This window comes from Methylobacterium sp. J-076 (assembly GCF_022829405.1).
In the GTDB taxonomy this organism is placed as follows: Bacteria; Pseudomonadota; Alphaproteobacteria; order Rhizobiales; family Beijerinckiaceae; genus Methylobacterium.
The window spans coordinates 75,790-92,066 of record NZ_JAKSXW010000121.1; the positions used below are offsets into that span (position 1 = coordinate 75,790).

At 73.1% G+C, this 16,277-nt stretch carries 14 protein-coding genes and 1 riboswitch; of the genes, 4 read left to right on the forward strand and 10 right to left on the reverse strand.

Translation table 11 applies throughout. The annotated features are described in order from the left end of the window. Window positions 1–12 precede the first annotated feature (12 nt). From MKK53_RS12725 to MKK53_RS12735, 3 genes are all read right to left on the reverse strand, one after another. Window positions 13–201, reverse strand: a complete 189-nt coding sequence (locus MKK53_RS12725) for a CbtB-domain containing protein (protein ID WP_409564322.1) — start codon at window positions 199–201, stop codon at window positions 13–15. A 32-nt stretch (window positions 202–233) separates the two neighbouring features. Next, a riboswitch (cobalamin riboswitch) is annotated at window positions 234–422 on the reverse strand. Window positions 423–460: 38 nt separating this feature from the next. After that, window positions 461–2,080 (reverse strand): glycoside hydrolase family 44 protein, encoded by a 1,620-nt coding sequence (locus MKK53_RS12730; protein ID WP_243929072.1) that lies wholly within the window; start codon window positions 2,078–2,080, stop codon window positions 461–463. Beyond that, window positions 2,077–3,024 carry a glycosyltransferase family A protein gene (locus tag MKK53_RS12735; RefSeq protein WP_243929073.1) on the reverse strand — a complete coding sequence of 316 codons (948 nt, stop codon included), beginning with the start codon at window positions 3,022–3,024 and terminating at the stop codon, window positions 2,077–2,079. Before MKK53_RS12735 ends, MKK53_RS12730 begins: the two co-directional genes overlap by 4 nt. Window positions 3,025–3,225: 201 nt before the next feature. Between MKK53_RS12735 and MKK53_RS12740 the strand changes: the two genes are divergently transcribed. Both MKK53_RS12740 and MKK53_RS12745 read left to right on the forward strand, forming a co-directional pair. Continuing rightward, complete coding sequence (locus MKK53_RS12740) at window positions 3,226–4,365, forward strand: Gfo/Idh/MocA family protein (RefSeq protein WP_243929074.1); 1,140 nt, start codon at window positions 3,226–3,228, stop codon at window positions 4,363–4,365. Between the two features lie 27 nt (window positions 4,366–4,392). Next, window positions 4,393–5,289 carry a DUF6492 family protein gene (locus MKK53_RS12745; RefSeq protein ID WP_243929075.1) on the forward strand — a complete coding sequence of 299 codons (897 nt, stop codon included), beginning with the start codon at window positions 4,393–4,395 and terminating at the stop codon, window positions 5,287–5,289. Here MKK53_RS12745 and MKK53_RS12750 read toward each other — a convergent pair. The 7 genes from MKK53_RS12750 to MKK53_RS12780 all read right to left on the reverse strand — a co-directional run bounded on the left by MKK53_RS12750 (window position 5,286) and on the right by MKK53_RS12780 (window position 13,724). After that, window positions 5,286–6,089 (reverse strand): WecB/TagA/CpsF family glycosyltransferase, encoded by an 804-nt coding sequence (locus MKK53_RS12750; RefSeq protein ID WP_243929076.1) that lies wholly within the window; start codon window positions 6,087–6,089, stop codon window positions 5,286–5,288. The genes MKK53_RS12745 and MKK53_RS12750 overlap by 4 nt on opposite strands. Before the next feature lie 107 nt (window positions 6,090–6,196). Continuing rightward, window positions 6,197–7,168 (reverse strand): NAD-dependent epimerase/dehydratase family protein, encoded by a 972-nt coding sequence (locus tag MKK53_RS12755; protein WP_243929077.1) that lies wholly within the window; start codon window positions 7,166–7,168, stop codon window positions 6,197–6,199. Next, the gene (locus MKK53_RS12760) at window positions 7,165–8,628 is read right to left on the reverse strand and encodes an oligosaccharide flippase family protein (protein WP_243929078.1); all 1,464 of its coding nucleotides are present in this window, start codon (window positions 8,626–8,628) and stop codon (window positions 7,165–7,167) included. Before MKK53_RS12760 ends, MKK53_RS12755 begins: the two co-directional genes overlap by 4 nt. Then, window positions 8,625–9,989, reverse strand: coding sequence for an O-antigen ligase family protein (locus MKK53_RS25580; RefSeq protein ID WP_243929079.1), 1,365 nt, complete (start codon window positions 9,987–9,989; stop codon window positions 8,625–8,627). The genes MKK53_RS12760 and MKK53_RS25580 overlap by 4 nt, the downstream gene beginning before the upstream one ends. 13 nt (window positions 9,990–10,002) lie before the next feature. Continuing rightward, window positions 10,003–12,135: an exopolysaccharide transport family protein gene (locus MKK53_RS12770; protein WP_243929080.1), complete on the reverse strand. Its 2,133-nt coding sequence runs from the start codon at window positions 12,133–12,135 to the stop codon at window positions 10,003–10,005. A gap of 315 nt (window positions 12,136–12,450) precedes the next feature. After that, the gene (locus tag MKK53_RS12775) at window positions 12,451–13,449 is read right to left on the reverse strand and encodes a glycosyltransferase family 2 protein (protein WP_243929081.1); all 999 of its coding nucleotides are present in this window, start codon (window positions 13,447–13,449) and stop codon (window positions 12,451–12,453) included. 71 nt (window positions 13,450–13,520) lie between these two features. Next, window positions 13,521–13,724, reverse strand: coding sequence for a NepR family anti-sigma factor (locus MKK53_RS12780; protein ID WP_243929082.1), 204 nt, complete (start codon window positions 13,722–13,724; stop codon window positions 13,521–13,523). A 200-nt stretch (window positions 13,725–13,924) separates the two neighbouring features. On the opposite strand from MKK53_RS12780, the gene MKK53_RS12785 reads away from it, so the two are divergent. After that, window positions 13,925–14,938, forward strand: coding sequence for an NAD-dependent epimerase (locus MKK53_RS12785; RefSeq protein ID WP_243929083.1), 1,014 nt, complete (start codon window positions 13,925–13,927; stop codon window positions 14,936–14,938). A gap of 57 nt (window positions 14,939–14,995) precedes the next feature. Next, complete coding sequence (locus MKK53_RS12790; RefSeq protein WP_243929159.1) at window positions 14,996–16,273, forward strand: nucleotide sugar dehydrogenase; 1,278 nt, start codon at window positions 14,996–14,998, stop codon at window positions 16,271–16,273. Window positions 16,274–16,277: the final 4 nt, after the last annotated feature.

The following is a 16,277-nucleotide window of genomic DNA, read 5'->3' on the forward strand; positions in this document are numbered from 1 at the left end:
GGCGCGCTGGCGTCAGTGGCAGGGGAAGTTCTGGGCGTGCCGGAAGTCGTGCGCCGCGTTGTGGAACGCGATGGCCGGCGAAAAGCCCGCCATGAACACGAGGCCGAGGCCGAGGAAGGCCGCCAGCGTGGCCGCCATCAGCCGGTCGTTCGCGCGGACGGCGACGGGGGCGAGGGTCGTGGTCTGCGTCGAGGTCGTCATGGCTGTTCTCCAGCCGCCCCACCGGCGGCGTTGCGAAGTCCTGGGATGACGGCAGGTCTCCTGGCTCGCGGCTCGGCGCGCCCGCCGCCTTCCCGGATCGCTCCGGTGGCTGCTGGCGGGCGCTTGCCGCTTACAGTTGCGGGGGCAGCCGCGGGTTCGGGTCCCCCCTCACCGCGTTCCCTTTTCACCCCTCGCGGGGCACCGTCATCGGAACTGTGTAACCGGACTCGGGTTCCGGCACAACGGCGGTCCTTGGCCCCTAGGCGGGTGCGACCACACAATGCTGTGCCGAGCGGGGCGGCAGCATCAGCCGCAGCGTGCCGCCGGAGACGGGCTCGGCCGGGCCCATCGCGGCCATGTCGGCGTGTGCGGCATCGAAGCCGTGGCGCGTGAGCCGGGAGGCGGGCAGGGGCCGGTCGAGGGCGACCTCGACGGGCTGCGCCTCGGGCGCCCGGTTGATCAGGACGAGGTGGAGCCTGCCCCCCTCCACCCCCGCCCGGACGGTGAGGATGTCCGGGCGCGGCACGTCCACGGGAAGGTCCCGGTCCGGGAACCGTCCACCCGCGCCGTCATAGTCGCGGTAGAGGCGGAAGGCGGCCCCGAGCCGGCCGGCCAGCGCGCCCCAATGGGAGGCGAGCAGCATGTCCGGCCGGGCGAACCGCGCCAGGGCGTCGGCCAGGGCGAGGCCGGAGGCGAGCTGGCCCGCGCCGCCGTAATTGTACTCCGTGACGGCGATCCGCGTGCCGGGGAAGTTGTCCCGGGCCAGCCGTTCGAGGCCCGGAAGCAGGGGGAGGGCGAGGCCGCCCGCATCGGCGACCGGCAAAGCACGCGAGACCCAGCTCGCCTCGCGGAAGCCGGGCTCGGTGAGCGAGCGCGGTGCATCGAGGAGGGGGGCGGCGAGCGCCGGATCCTCGGTGCGGTAGAGGGTGCCCCGGTCGCTGAACGGATACCAATGGACGTCGAGCGCATCGAGGAGGCGCCGGCCCTCGTGCTCGGAGGCCAGCCTGAAGGCCGCGAGATAGGCGGCGAGGAAGCTGCCGTGCGACGCGTAGGCCGCCCAGTCGGGGGCGTTCTGCAGGGTCGCCATCCCCGTGGCGCCCCAGTTCGCCGGGCCGATCACCCAGGCCTCGGGGTCGATGGCCTTGATCGCCCGCGCCGCCGCGATGGAGCGGGCGATGAGGTCGGCGATCCGCACCGGGGCGCGGACGATCCGCGGGTGCTGGGTGGCCCAGAGGCCGGGTTCGTTGTCGAGGATGTAGCCGCGGATCCCCGTGGCGTCCGAGGCCGGGCCGTACCGGGCCACCAGCCGCGCGAGCAGGTGCGGGATATCGGCCACGCGGGGGTCGATGGACTCGGAGGCCGCTCGCCGTCCGGCCCAGGCGACGGGCACGAAGCGCGGGGAGGGGGCGGCCTGCCCCGGGGGGACGGGGCCGTCCTTGTCCGCCGCCACGAAGCCGGTGAGGGGCAGGGTCACGATGCTGCGTGCGCCCATGGCGAGCGAGGCCCGGTGCATCGCCGCGATCGCCCCGGCGGGCTCGTTCCGCCCGGCGGCGGGCAACCCGAGGGTCTCGGCCAGGAAGTCGCCGTTGGCGTGCTGCCAATCCTTGCCGGCGTTGCAGGCGTTCGTGGTCCAGTTGTAAGTCGTCGCGAAGTTGCCGCCGAAGCGCCGGAGGGTGACGCCCGCCGCCCTGTCCAGCTCCGCCGAGGGCGGTCCCCCGTCGAGGGTGCCGATCTCGCCCGAGCCGAAGATGAGCGGGCTCACCGCCACCGGGGCGGCGCCGTTGCGGACCCGGACGGCCGCCACGGGCCCGGCCCCGGCGATCGTCGCCCAGCCCGCCGCGCCGGCCCCCGCGAGCAGCGCCCGCCGGCTGGGATTCACGACACCAGCCCGGTCCCGTACAGGGAGCCGCGGAAGCGCGTCATCCAGAACACCTTGCCGAGACCGCCGCAGGCCGCGATCCGGTGGTGCCGGGCGGCGGGCGGGTTGATCGGCTTCAGGATCAGCGAGAGCGCTCCGGAGACGATGGTCTGGGCCACGCCGACGGCCATCCACCGGGCCACCTCGATCCGGCGGCGGGGATAGACCATCTCGTTGACGAAGGTGCGGATCTGCCCGCTCAGGAACCGGCGGCGGCGCACGTAGGCCCAGTCGAGCCGGCGGGGCGGAACCCATTCCGTCACCTCGGCCTGCGACGCCCAGCCGAAGCGGCGCTCCTCCAGGACGAGGCGCTGGAGGAACAGGCTGTCCTCCCCGCCGACGCTGTTCAGCCGCTCTTCAAACGGCCCCCCCGGCACCGCACAGACGGCGGCCGAGAACAGCGAGTTGTTGGTGCCGAGGTAGGGCGCGCGGTGGGTCACGTCCTCGCTGTCCCCCGCGGTCACGCCGCGGGCGAAATAGGCCGCGAAGGGGCCGATCTCGACGCCGTCGTCGGCGTTGGCGTTCACCGGGCCGAACACGGCGTCGAACCCGCCCCGGTGGGCGACCGCCAGCAGCGAGGCGAGCCATTGCGGCCCGCAGGTCTCGTCGTCGTCGATGAAGGCGATCCACCGGCCCCGGGCCGCCGCGATCCCCGCGTTGCGCGCGGTCGCGATCCCCGGCCGGGGCACGGAGACGTAGACGACCGGCATCGCGGCCGCCGCGGCCAGGCGGGTGACGAGGGGCTTGGCGTTCCCGTCGATGGAGTTGTCGACCACGATGACTTCCGCCGCATGCCCCGCCGGCAACTGCTGCGCCAGGATGCAGGACAGGGCGCGTTCCAGCGCCCGGTGACGGTTCAGCGTCGGTATCACCACGCTCACCGCGAACGGCTCGGTACCGGGCATGCCGTCTCCGATGCTTTCAGGGGGGTTCATCAATAGCTAACCGAGACGTTCTAACTTGCGCGGTGTCGCGACTTATCTCAGTCAATAATGAAGTCGGCATCATGGATCGTGGGATCAATAGCCGGTCTGCGCTCTCATTTTCATCAACTTGGTAAATTTAGTGCTGTCGGGGGTGCGATGTCCGGTCGAGGCGAAAACCGCGTGCGCATCGCCCTGGTGGGGTGCGGCTACGTCGCCGACATGTACCGCTACTGCCTGGACCTGCACGCGGACGGGCTCGACCTCGTTGGGGTCTACGACCGGGATCCCGAGCGCCTCGCGGCCTTCGCCCGCACCTGGGGCGACCGGACCTTCGCCTCGCTCGGCGACCTCCTGGCCGAGCCCGGCCTGTCCGTCGTCCTGAACCTCACCGACCCGGAGAACCACGCCCCCGTCACCCGCGCCGCCATCGCGGCGGGGCGGCACGTCTATTCGGAGAAGCCCCTCGGGCTCACCCTCGGCGAGGCTCGCGCCCTGCGCGACGCCGCCGGGGCCGCGGGCGTGCGCCTGGGCGCCGCGCCGAGCAACATCCTCGGCGAGCAGGCGCAGACCCTCTGGCGCGCGGTGCGGCAGGGCGCGGTCGGCCGGGTGCGCCTCGTCTACGCCGAGCTGGACGACGGCATGGTCCACAAGGCGGATTACCGCCGCTGGATCAGCCGCAGCGGGCGGCGCTGGCCCGCGGAGGGCGAATTCGAAACGGGATGCACCTTCGAGCATGCGGGCTACGTGGTGACGCTGCTCGTGGCCATGTTCGGCCCGGTGCGGAGGGTCACGGCGCACGCCGCCCTGCTGATCCCCGACAAGGAATGCGACCAGCCGGTGCATCCGGCCCCGGATTTCTCCTGCGGCCTGCTGGAATTCGACGGGGGCATCGTCGCCCGCGTCACGAATTCCATCGTGGCGCCCTACGATCACCGCCTGCGGATCGTCGGCGACGGGGGCGTCCTCCAAGTCGAGGAGCCGTGGGACTTCGCCGGCCCCGTGAGGTTGAAGCGGACGGCCACGACCCGCCTGGACAGGCTGCTGGAGCGGCGCTTCCCCGGCCGCCGGGGGAAGGTGGTGCCGGCGGCGCGGCCGGTGCCGTTCCGCGGCGGGCGGGGCAAGCCGACGATGGACTTCATGCGCGGCGTGCGGGACTTCGCCGACGCCGTCGCCGGAGACCGGCCCCCCCGGATGGATGCGGACCTCGCCGTCCACATCACCGAGGTGACCGAGATGCTGCAACACCCCGAACGCTTCCCGCGCCCCGCGACCGTCTCGTCGCAGGTCGGGGCGATGCGGCCGATGGACTGGGCGCTCTGACGGGCCCGGACGAGGAAGCCACCGACGATGGACCGCGCGACGCCGCCGACCCTGATCACCCTGTCCTTCGCGGGCGATTTCGAGTGCTGCCGCCTCCTCTGCGAGACGGCGGACCGCTTCGCCCCCGCCGGGGCGGCGCACCTCCTGGCGGTGCCGGCGGCCGACATCCCCCTGTTCCGGCCGCTCGCCGGCGGGCGACGGGCCCTCGTGCCGCAGGAGGACCTTCTGCCGGGCTGGCTGCGCAAACTGCCCCTGCCGGGGCCGGAATGGCGGCGGCGCCTCAGGCTGCCACGGCGCAACGTCTACGTCTCGTTCAGGGGGCGGCCGGTCCGGGGCTGGATCGCCCAGCAGATCATGAAGCTCAACGCCGCCGCGGGCGCGGCCACGGACACGGTGCTCCACCTCGACAGCGACACCGCCTTCGTCCGCCCCCTGCCGGCCGGCGCCCTGAGCGCGGACGGGGGCGTGCGCCTCGCCCGGTTCCCCGGCGCGGCCGACGATCCCATGCACGCCCCCTGGCATAGGGCGGCCTCGGCGCTGCTGGGCCTGGAGCCCTCGGCGTATCACGGGGCCGACTACATCGATCAGTTCGTGACGTGGCGGCGGGCCAACGTTCGCGGCCTGCTGGAGCGGATCGGCCAGACCACCGGCCGCGACCCCATCGAGGCCCTGGCCGGCACCCGCGATTTCTCCGAGTACATCCTCTACGGCGTCTATTGCGACAAGGTGCTCGGACTGGCCGCCGCCGGCCACGTCCCGAGCGAGGCCAGCCTGTGCGAGACCGTCTGGTCCGAGGGAGGCGCAATCCCCGAGGTCGGGCCGGGCCGCTACGGGCTCGGCATCCAGTCGACCATCCCCCTCTCGCCGGAGGCGCGGCGCACGATCGTGGCGCAGGCGATCGGGCGCGCGGATGTGTCGTCCTAGGCGTCCGGTGACCGGACGCCGCGGCGGTACTCCCAGACCAGCCGGAAGATGCGCGGCCCGTCGATGAGGTAGCGCCGGGCGAGGCGCGTCGGCTCGCAGGCGAGGCGGAACAGCCATTCGAGGTTCAGGGCGCGGAACACCGCCGGGGCGCGGGGGCGGTCGCCTACCAGGAATTCGAGGCCGGCGCCGATGCACAGCCCGACCCCCTGGGCGCGCCCGCGCTGGGCCACGGCGGCGGCGAGGATCTCCTGCTGGGGCGACCCGACGGCCAGGATCACGAAGCGCGCCGGCTGGGCCTCGATCGCCTCCACCGTCGCGGCGAGCTTGGCCGGGTCCTTGCGCAGGCCCATGGGCGGGCGGATCTGCGCGACCCGCGTCAGGCCGCAGAGGGAGGCGACCGCCTGCGCGAGCCCGTCGCCGCCGCCGACGATCAGGATGGGCGTGTCCGCCGCGAGGTCCGGGTGCGTGAGCAGCGCCGCCACGAGGTCCGAGCCGGGCACGGCCGGCAGGTCGATGGCGCAGGTCCGGGCGAGCTGGGTGAGGATCCGGCTGTCGTTGATGCACAACCACGCCTCCCGGTAGAGCCGGGCGATCGCGGGGTCGTCGGCGATCCGGATCATGTGATCGACGTTGGGCGTGACGAGGTAGCGGAACCGGTCCCCCGCCGGCACCGAGAGCAGGGCGGCGAGCGTCCCGGCCTGGTCGAGCCTGTCGAAGGGCAGGTCGAGGAAGCTCGTGCGCGGCGACGGCCGGGCGGCCTCGGCCGTCTGGGAAAGGGCCGGCTCGGCGATGCTGGACATCCTGTCGTCCCTCGGCTGGGCGATGCGTGTGCGGCAGCGGGACGGTCCGTCCCGTTCAGGACCATCACCCCCGCCGTGATGGGCCGTATCCTGCAGGCGGCGGGCCATCAGGGCAGGGCGTCGGCCAAGCCCTCCGCGAGGCGGATCGCGGGGCGGAATCCGAAGTCGGTCCGGGCGCGGGCGGTGTCGTACCGGGCGGCCCTGGCGAACAGGCGCAGCTCGCCCGACGCCGGGACGAGGCGCAGGGACCGGGGCGCGGGCAGGTGCAGCCGCCCCATCGCCTTGGCCGGCACCGCCAGGACGCGGAGGAGCGCGAGCCGCCCCGGCGGGAGGCGGCGCGGCGCCGGCAGTCCCGCGCGGCCGGCCAGCGCCGCGAAATAGGCGTTCCAGGTCGGCGTGTCCGGCCCCACGAGGTTGGCCGCCAGGAGCCGGGCGCCCGACCCGTTGAGGGCGGCCAGGGCGCAGCGGACCGCCTCGGCCACATCGCCGATGTGGACCAGCGCGGCGATCCCCTCGCCGCGGGGGCCGAGATCCCCGAGCACGCCGGCCCGCAGGGCGGCGGCCGGCCTGTCCACCCACAGGACGCTCCCGCGCCCGTAGACGATGCCGGGCCGCAGGATCGCCGCGCGCCGGCCGGGCCGGGCCGCGATCCAGGCCCGCAGGATCGCCTCGCAGGCGCGCTTGGCCGCGCAATAGGGATCGTCGGGGGCGGCGGTGGCGGGCGGGGCGTCCGGCTCGCCGATGCGGCCCTCCTCGGGGCCGTAGACGGCGATGGAGCTGAGATGGACGACCCGGTCGATGCCGGCCCGCTCCGCCGCGGCGAGGAGGGCGCGGAGCTGGTCCGGCATCGCGGCGGCGCTCCTCCCCCCGGCGTGGATGATCGCGGAGGCGCCCGCGCAGGCGGCGTCGAGGCTGCGCGCCTCGTCGAGGTCGCAGCGCACGGTGCCTTCGGCCGGCGAGCGGCCCTCCGGCAGCCGGTGCAGCCCGGCCCGGAGGGGAACGCCGGTCTCGGCCAGCCGGGCCACCACGGCCCGGCCGATGAACCCGCCCGCGCCGGTGACGAGGACCGGGCCGGTCATCGGGCGTCGGCCAGGGCGGCGCGTCCGATCAACGGGCGGATCCTGTCCACCAGGGAATTGAAGCTCGCCCGGCTGATGAGGAACAGCAGCGGGATGTAGATCAGAACCCCGGCCGGGATCGCGATCAGCAGGGCGACGACCTGGCCGTGCGAGTCGGCGAGGCGGATGCCGAGCCACGCCACGATCACCGCCATCGTCGCCGCGGCCAGCCACACGCCGGAGAGCCGCCGCAGGAGCGGCCAGGGCGACAGGCCGATCAGCGGCCCGTTGACCAGGACGGTGGTGGCGGTCAGCGCGAAGTCGCCCGCGAGCCGCGCCAGCCCGATGGTCGCCGGATGCATCCCCGCCGTCGCCACCAGGGTCGCGGCGAGGGTCACGAGGGCGACGGTGTAGGACAGCAGCACACTCTGCGGCCGTCCGCTGGCCGAGAGGGCGGTCTGCACCACCTGCGAGGGCAGGGCGAGGAGGCCGCCGGCGGCCAGTGCCGCCGCGATCGGCTCGGCGGTGGTCCAGCCCGGACCGGCCATCAGCGGCACGACGAGGGGGCTCACGGCGGCCAGCCCCATCATGGTCGGGGCCACGAGGGCGGAGCTCTCCCGCGCGATCTCCGCCGCGGCCTCGCCGACATTCTCCTTGGATTGGGCGCTGCCGCGGAAATGCGGGAAGCACAGGTTGTGCGTCACGGCGACGATGGCCCCCCGCACCGGCTCGATCAGCCGCATGGCGATGTTGAGGTAGCCGAGCACCGTCAGCCCGAACAGGGCGCCCACGAGGGTGTTGTAGACGACGTATGTCGCGTTCTCCACGACCCGGGCGGCGAGCACCAGCCCGGCGAAGCGGTTGAACCGGCGCAGGCGGCCCCACGACCAGACCGGCCGCACGGCGAGGCCGAGCATCCAGAACAGGCTGGCCGCGCTGGTGAAGACGAGGACGATGCGCAGGGTCACGAGGGCCCAGATCCCCGCCCCGGCGAAGCCCAGGGCGATGGCCGCCGCCGCCCCGAAGAGGTGGCCGATGATGCTCGACGCGTTGATGATGTAGAACGCCTTCCGCCGCCGGGCGACGGCGGTGGCCAGCGTCATCGGCCCCTGGGCGATCAGGAGCAGGCCCGTGGCCGGCAGGAGCAGGCCGAGGTCGTCGCGACCGTAGACGTGGTCGAGCAGCAGGCCGACCGGCACGCACAGGGCGAGGAAGCCGAACGCCGCCGCCGTCGAGACGGCGAGCACCGCCCCGAGGTCGGCCCTCCGCACGACCTTGGCCTGGGTCAGCGCCTCCTCGTAGGGCGTCCCCACCGCCATGGAGAAGGCGGTGACGATGCTGAGCGTGAGGGCGGTGGCGCCGAAATCCCCCGGCGGAAGGGTGCGGGCGAGGAAGGCGGTCGTGGCGGACAGGATGACGAGCCGTCCCGCCGCGTCGGCGAGTCCGGCCCCGATCCAGCCGCCGATCCGGCGGATCGTCATGTCGGCTCCCGTGTGGGCTCGCGGCGGAAGGCCAGCAGGCTGATGAGGATGGAGACGTTGGCGAGCACCTGCCCGCGCATCCAGAGGCTCGACTCGGTGGCGTTGTGGACCAGCACCACGAGGGCGATGACGAGGAAGGTCGCCGCCGCCACCGCGTCCGGGCGGGGGGTGCGGCGGGAGAACAGTTTCACGGCCAGGGCGAAGATGGTGAGGAGCTGGGCCAGCACGGCGAAGGCGACCGCAGGGGCGCCCCCCTGGAGGCGCAGGTCGAGGTAGCCGTTATGCGCCTCGTTGATCACCACGTCGGCCCGTTCTCCGATCTTGAGGGTGGCGAGCCAGGAGCCGGGCGGCGCCCGCAGCAATGGGTCGTTGGCGTCGCCCACGTCCCAGAACGAGCCGAATCCGTACCCCGTCCAGGGCCGCCGCGCGATCTCCGAGGCCGCGAAATCCCAGATCTGCGTCCGGCCGGTGAAGCTCGCGTCGTTGCCGGGGGTGAGGAGCCCGACGAAGTCGCCGCCGAACGCCGTCACGCCGAGATAGGTCACCGCCACCGCACCCGCGCCCATGAGGGTGAGGGCCAGCGCCGCCGCCGGGCCCATCCGCCGGAGCAGGAGCATGCCCGGCAGCAGGGCGGCGCCGAGCAGGGCCAGCATCATCGAGGTCTTGCTCTTGGTGAGCACGAGGAAGGCGAAGGCGGCCACCGTGAAGGCGAGGCCGGCGAAGACCCGCCCCGGGCGCGGGGCGGCGCAGGTCCAGCCGATGCCGACGATCACCGCGAGCATCGCCACGAGGCCCGCCACGTTCTTCTGCTGGTGGTAGCCGCGCACGCCGATCTCGGTGAACGCGAAGGCCGGATTGAGGGCCGTCACCGCGAGGTCCCCGGCGATCACCACGACGAGGATGCCCGCCATCAGGCCGAGCGTCCGCCGGAGCGGGCCGATGCCGGCGGCGATGGCCAGGGCGATCAGGCAGAGGAACACCATGACGCTGACGCGCCGCACGGCGATGTCCGGGAATGCCGCCCAGGACACGCTGGCGCAGAACCAGCCGAGCACGAGCCAGACCGGCCAGGAGCGCATCAGCAGGGGCAGCACCACCCGGCGGCGGCGGACGATCTCGACCAGGGCGATCCCGGTCATCCCGAGCACCGCGAGGCGTTCGGTGGCGTTGCCGTCGCCGGAGGTGATGGCGCTGGCATCGCTCATCGGCATCACGCCGATGAACATGTAGGCCAGGAAAGCGAGGTAGAGGGCGGAGGGCAGGACCCGCAGGAACCACGGCGCGTGCCGGGGCCGCCTTGCCGCGGGGGCCAGGGCCGACAGGTCCTGGAGCGACGCCCGGTGCGAAAGCGCCGTGCTCACGGGGAGGATGCGCTCACGCCAGCGCCTCCTTGTCGCCGGTCAGGACGAAGCGCTGCGGCAGCGGCCGCGAGCGGGCCGGGGCCGGCACGACGGGGTCGGCGCCCGAGACCACGAACAGCGCCCCGGCGATCTTGCCGGCGTTCGACAGGAGCGCCGCACGCAGCTCCTCGATCCGGTCGCTCGTGGCGACGCCCGCCTCGGCCACCAGCACCACCGCCGTCGCCGTCGCGGCGCTGCGCCGAAGACGGGTCTCGTCCTGGCCTTCTCCCCCGTCGATGACGACGCAGTCGTAACCCTCGTCCCGGTCCGGGGCGGCATCCGGGTGGGTGCGTTCGCTGGCGGCGGTGGCGCAGAAGGGCGGGTAGCCCTCGACGGTGCAGGAGACGACCCCCGATTGCGGATCGCGGGGGATCATCCAGGTGAGCCGGCCGGAGCGGGCGTCGCCATCGACGAGCAGCGCCCTGCGCCCCCGGGCGGCCTGCGCCAGAACGAGGTTCTGGGCGATGATCGTGGCGATGGGCCCGTTCGAGGCCGAGACGATGAGGAGGCGCACCTGCCCGCGCTCGGCCGCCTCGTCCAGATAGTCGGCGAGGCGCGTGAGGATCCGCGCCGAGGACGAGCCCCGGGAGCCGGCGAGGACGGCGACGGTCTCGCTCGCCTCCCGCAGGCGCTTGCGCGACAGGGGCAGGATGCCGAGGACGGGGATGCCGGTGCGGGCGGTGAGCCGTTCCGCCGAGTGCAGCCGCCCGCCGCGCCGGTCGAACAGCACCGCGGCCGCCGCACTCGCCAGCAGCCCGAGGAGCGCCGCCGCCGCCAACACGAGGGCGGGCTGCACGTCGGCCGATTGCGGGTCGGGCTTCGAGGCGCTCACCAGGGAGACGTTCGAGGTGCCGACGCTCTCCTGCTCCAGAAGCTCGCGCTCCCGGCCCAGGGTCTTCTCGTAGACGGAGCGCTGGGCCAGGGCCTCGCGCTCCAGCTGGCGCAGGGTCACGAGGGCGGTGTTGGTCTTGGAGGTGTCGGCCTCGGCGCGGGCGAGGTCGCGGGTGATCGCGTCCTCGCGGTTGCGGGCGGCGGCGAGGTCGCTGCGCAGGGAGGATTGCAGCCGCTGCGTCTCCCGGGCGATGGCGGCGCGCAGGCTGCGCACCTGGGCATCGACCTCCACCGCCGCCGGGTGGCGCGGGCCGAGCGTCGCCCGCAGGTTGTCCTGTTGCCGGACCACCTCGGCGAGGTTCACGCGGAGCTGCGACAGGGTGGAGGATTCGACGGTATCGCCGCCGGCGCCCTCGCCGGGAGACGGGCTGCGCCCTTCCAAAGCGGCCACCCGCGAGGCCACGGCGCGGGTCTGGGCGCGCGCGGCCAGGAGCTGCGAGTTCAGGTCGGTGATCCGGGCGCTGTTGACGCTCCGCCCGTCCTGATCGACCACGCCGATCTCGCGCTTGTACGTCTCAACCGCATGCTCGGCGGCGATGACGTGCTCGCTCTGCCCCTTGAGCGTGGCGCCGATGGCGTCGCGGGCGCGGACGACCACTTCCTTCCGGCGGCGTTCGGTGTCGTCCACGAAGGCCTGCCCGATCGCCGCGGCGAGGCGGGCCGCCTTCACCGGGTCATTGGCTTTCACCGACAGGTTGACGACGAAGCTCTTGCCCTCGCGCTGGAAGGTGGTCTGCTTGCCGAGGATCTTGGTCGCCACGTCGACGGCATCCACCGGCTGGGCCTCGCTCGACAGGCCGAGCAGGCCCTTGATCCGCGCGCTGAGGCCGGGCTTGGCGATGTAGGCCGGGTCCTCGGTCAGCCGCAGGCGCTGCACGACCTCCTGCAGCACCGCATCGAAATGCAGGAAGCGCGACTGGGTCTCGATGACCGCGTCGTTCACGTCGGCCGAGGGCGGCTGCGGCACGAGCTCGTTGCTGACCACGTTCAGGCCGCGGGGGTCGAGGAGGACCTGCGCCGTGCCGACGTAGTTGGGCGTCCGCATCAGGACGACCGGCGTTGCCAGGGCGACGCTCGCCAGCACGCACATCCCGATCCCGAAGGCGTGGCGGCGCAGGGACGCGACCGCCTCGCGGATCTCGAGGCGGAACATGTCCCACTCGTCGCGCTCGACGGTGTGGGCGACGCGGCTGTTGTCGCGTTCGATCAACTGCATCGACCGGCTTTCCCCGATTGCGCAGCGCCCGGCATCCCGGCTTCGAAGCCAAGGACCGGGGCACAGCCCGGTCGATGCAAGTCGCTGCCCAGCACGTTCTGCTCCGAAACGGGACGGTTCCTCACGGGACGAGAATCCCGCAGGGTGCGATACCCGCTACGATTGTCCGTAACGCGCAGCCGCTTGCCCGGAGTTAAAGCCGGCGGCCAAGTCGATGGCTGAACTGCCGGCAGCGTTAATAGTGTGTTGGCGGTCGGGAAAACCGCGATGCACCCGGTGGCCGGTGCGAATGCGCGGTGCGGCGGGGCGATCTGTTCAGTTCGTCTCGCCCGCGGCGCTCGATCTGCCACCCGCAGGGGTGGGGAGCGGCGCGAGGGAGGCCGCCTCGGCCCGGTAGAGGGGATAGAGGCGCCGCCACAGGAGCTTGCCGGCGATCCCCGCCGCGCGGATGGCGAGGCTGCGACCCGGCGCCTCCCGCCGGAGCATGGCGATGCCGGTGAGCGGCAGCATGCCGACCTGCACCAGGGATTTGGCGGTCAGCACCGCCTCGTCGCGCAGGGGGCGCGGGCTGGTGCGGATCACCGTGGCGGCGTAGGCCTGCCCCCCGGCGAAGTGCCTGCGGACGAGGTAGCCGGTGCCGCAGCGGTGCCGGGGCACGAAGTCCGTGGCCCTCGCCTCCGGCAGCCACGCGAAGCGCCGCCCCTCGCGGGCGAGGCGGCTCAGCAGGTGAAGGTCCTCGCCGCCGCACTGCCCGAAATCCGGATCGAAGGGCTCGGGCTCCATCAGGGTGGTGGAACGCCGGAAGATGCTGTTGGCGGTGGACACCACGAAGGGTTGCGAGGCCGGGCGGCGGAGGGCGAACACCTCCCGTCCGGCGGGCTCCGTCCAGGCGCGGGTGAACAGGGTCCGGGCGGCGGGCGTCACCGCCGTGGGATCCTCGAAATGCGGGGTGATCGGCCCGAAGAACGCGTCGTGGGGGAAGCGTTCGAGGCCATCGAGCACCGCGGCGAGCCAGCCCGGCTCGGCCTGCTGGTCGTCGTCGAGGAAGGCCACCGCCTCGCCCCGGCTCGCCCGGCAGCCGGCGTTGCGGGCCACGGAGATGTTGGCGGGATGGGCCGTGAGGTAGCGCAGCGGCATCGGCGCGGCGGCGGCCAGTGCCTCCACCGCCGGCCGGGCGGTCTCGCCGTCGCTGTTGTCCACCACGACGATCTCGACATCGCCCCCGGCGGTGCCGCCCTGGCCGATCAGCGATCGCAGGAGGGCCGCCAGCAGCGCGGGCCGCTCGAAGGTGCAGATCACCACGCTGAGCCGCATCGACATCCTCCCGGCGACCGGGACGCGTCTACCGCGAAAAGCTCACCAAACGATGAGGCCGGCCTTCGGCCTCAGGAGGCGGCCCGGTCGGTCTCGAGCTGCTGGAGCAGTTCCGCCAGCCGCGGGTCGATGGGCTCATCGATCACCGGATCGTAGAGGGCACGCAGCTCCCGCCCCAGGCGACGCCGGGTGAACTCGTCGAGGACGGGCGGTTGCGCGGATACCGGGACGGTGCGGAGGGTGAAACCTCCGCCACGGCGCTGGGGCTCGGACATGGTCAACAGATTGGACTCGTTCGGTGCCGCGGCAAGCGCGTGAGTCGAGTTTTGCGCAATAGCGCGTGGCGGGACAGCGCGAAATGCTCGCCGGCTAAAATGTTGCGATCACGTTTCCTCGAAGCGGCCGTTCCGCGGCGCTGTGGGCTGGCCCTTCCCGCCATGGTAGAAAAGCGTTCGCCAGGAGATGTCGTCCCAGCATGACCGAATCGCGCATCCTGATCACGGGCGTCGCCGGGTTCATCGGCAACCATGTCGCCCACCGCCTGATCGCAGAGGGGCGTTGGGTCGCGGGGCTCGACAACGTCAACACCTATTACGACACCGGCCTGAAGGAGGCGCGGCTGCGCCGGCTGTCGGGTGCGCGCTACACCTTCCACCGCCTCGATCTGGCCGACCTGCCCGCCCTGGACGCCCTGTTCCGGGAGGGGCGCTTCACCACGGTGATCCACCTCGCCGCGCAGGCGGGGGTCCGGCATTCGATCACCGATCCGCACGCCTATGCCGCGAGCAACCTCGCCGGCTTCCTCAACGTGCTCGAATGCTGCCGCCACCATGGGGTGGGGCACCTGATCTACGCCTCGTCCAGCTCGGTCTACGGCGCGGTGACGGCGATGCCGTTCTCGATCCACGGCAACGTCGACCACCCCGTCAGCCTCTACGCGGCGACGAAGAAGGCCAACGAGCTGATGGCCCACAGCTACAGCCACCTCTACCGGCTGCCGACGACGGGCCTGCGCTTCTTCACCGTCTACGGTCCGTGGGGCCGGCCCGACATGGCCATGTACCTGTTCACCAAGGCGATCCTGGCGGGCGAGCCCATCATGGTCTTCAACGGGGGCCGGATGCGGCGGGACTTCACCTATGTGGACGACGTGGTGGAGGCGGTCTGCCGCCTCGCCGACCGGCCGGCCGCCGGCAACCCGGATTGGGACGGCGCGGCGCCCGATCCCGGCACCAGCCTCGCGCCCTACCGCCTGTACAACGTCGGCAATTCCGAGCCCGTCGACCTCATGGAGATGATCGGCGTGTTGGAGCGCGCCCTCGGGCGCAAGGCGCTGCTGGATCTCCGCCCGATGCAGCCCGGCGACGTGCCGGAGACCTACGCCGACACCACCGACCTCGCCCGCGACGTCGGTTTCACGGCGGGAACGCCCCTGGAGACGGGCATCGCCCGCTTCGTGGAGTGGTATCGCGACTACCATCGCGCTTGACGGGAGCCCGCCGCCTCCCTCCCGTGGCACCGGAACGGGAGCGGGCGGGGCATGGGGATGGAGCGTGGTCGCAGGATCGCGGTGATCGGGCTCGGCTATGTCGGCCTGCCCGTGGCCGTCGCCTTCGCGCGGGCGGGGTTCGACAGTCTCGGCTTCGACATCGATCCCGGCCGCATCGCGGAGATCGCGGCCGGGCGGGACCGCACCGGCGAGGTGGCCGAGGCCGACCTGCCGGGCCTGCGCGTGAGCGCCGACGCCGCCGACCTGCGCGGGCGCGACTTCTTCATCGTCACCGTGCCGACGCCGATCACCCCGGCGCGCACACCCGACCTCGGCGCCCTGGAGGCGGCCTCGCGCATCGTCGGCGCCGCCCTGTCGCCCGGCGGCATCGTGGTGTTCGAATCCACCGTCTATCCGGGGGCGACCGAGGAGGTCTGCGCCCCGATCCTGGAGGACGCCTCGGGCCTCACCGCGGGGCGGGACTTCGCCCTCGGCTACTCCCCCGAGCGCATCAACCCCGGAGACCGGGCGCACCGGCTCGACAGCGTGGTGAAGGTCGTCTCCGCGGGCGATCCCGAGAGCCTGGACATCGTGGCCCGGACCTACGGGGCCGTCGCCCTGGCGGGGATCCACCGGGCGCCGTCGATCCGCGTCGCCGAGGCGGCCAAGGTGATCGAGAACGTGCAGCGGGACGTCAACATCGCCCTGATGAACGAGCTGGCGCTGATCTTCGCGCGGATCGGCCTCGACACCGGCGACGTGCTGGCGGCGGCCCGGACCAAGTGGAACTTCCTGCCCTTCCGCCCCGGCCTCGTCGGCGGCCACTGCATCGGGGTCGATCCCTACTACCTGACCCACCGGGCGCAGGAGGCCGGGCACCACCCGGAGCTGGTCCTCGCCGGCCGGCGGATCAACGAATCCATGGTGTCCCACGTGGTCGAGACCTGCATCCGGCGTCTGCTGCGCCGGGGCCGGGCCTCGCCGAGGGTCAGCGTCCTCGGCGTCACCTTCAAGGAGGACATCCCCGACATCCGCAACAGCCGCGCGGCGGACGTGGTGCGCGGGCTCGTCGGGTTCGGGGTGACGGTGCAGGCCTGCGACCCCATGGCCGACGCCGCCGCCGTGCAGCGCGAGCAGGGTTTCGCCCTCACGCCCTTCGAGGCGCTGAGGCCAGCCGACGCGGTGATCCTCGCCGTGCCCCACCGGGCACTGCGCGAGCGGGGCTGGGCGGGGATCGCGACCCTGCTGGACGGGGGGCGGGGCGATGTCCTCGACATCGCCGGCATCCTCGACCGGAGGGCGATCCCCCCCGGGATCGACCTCTGGCGGCTGTGACGCC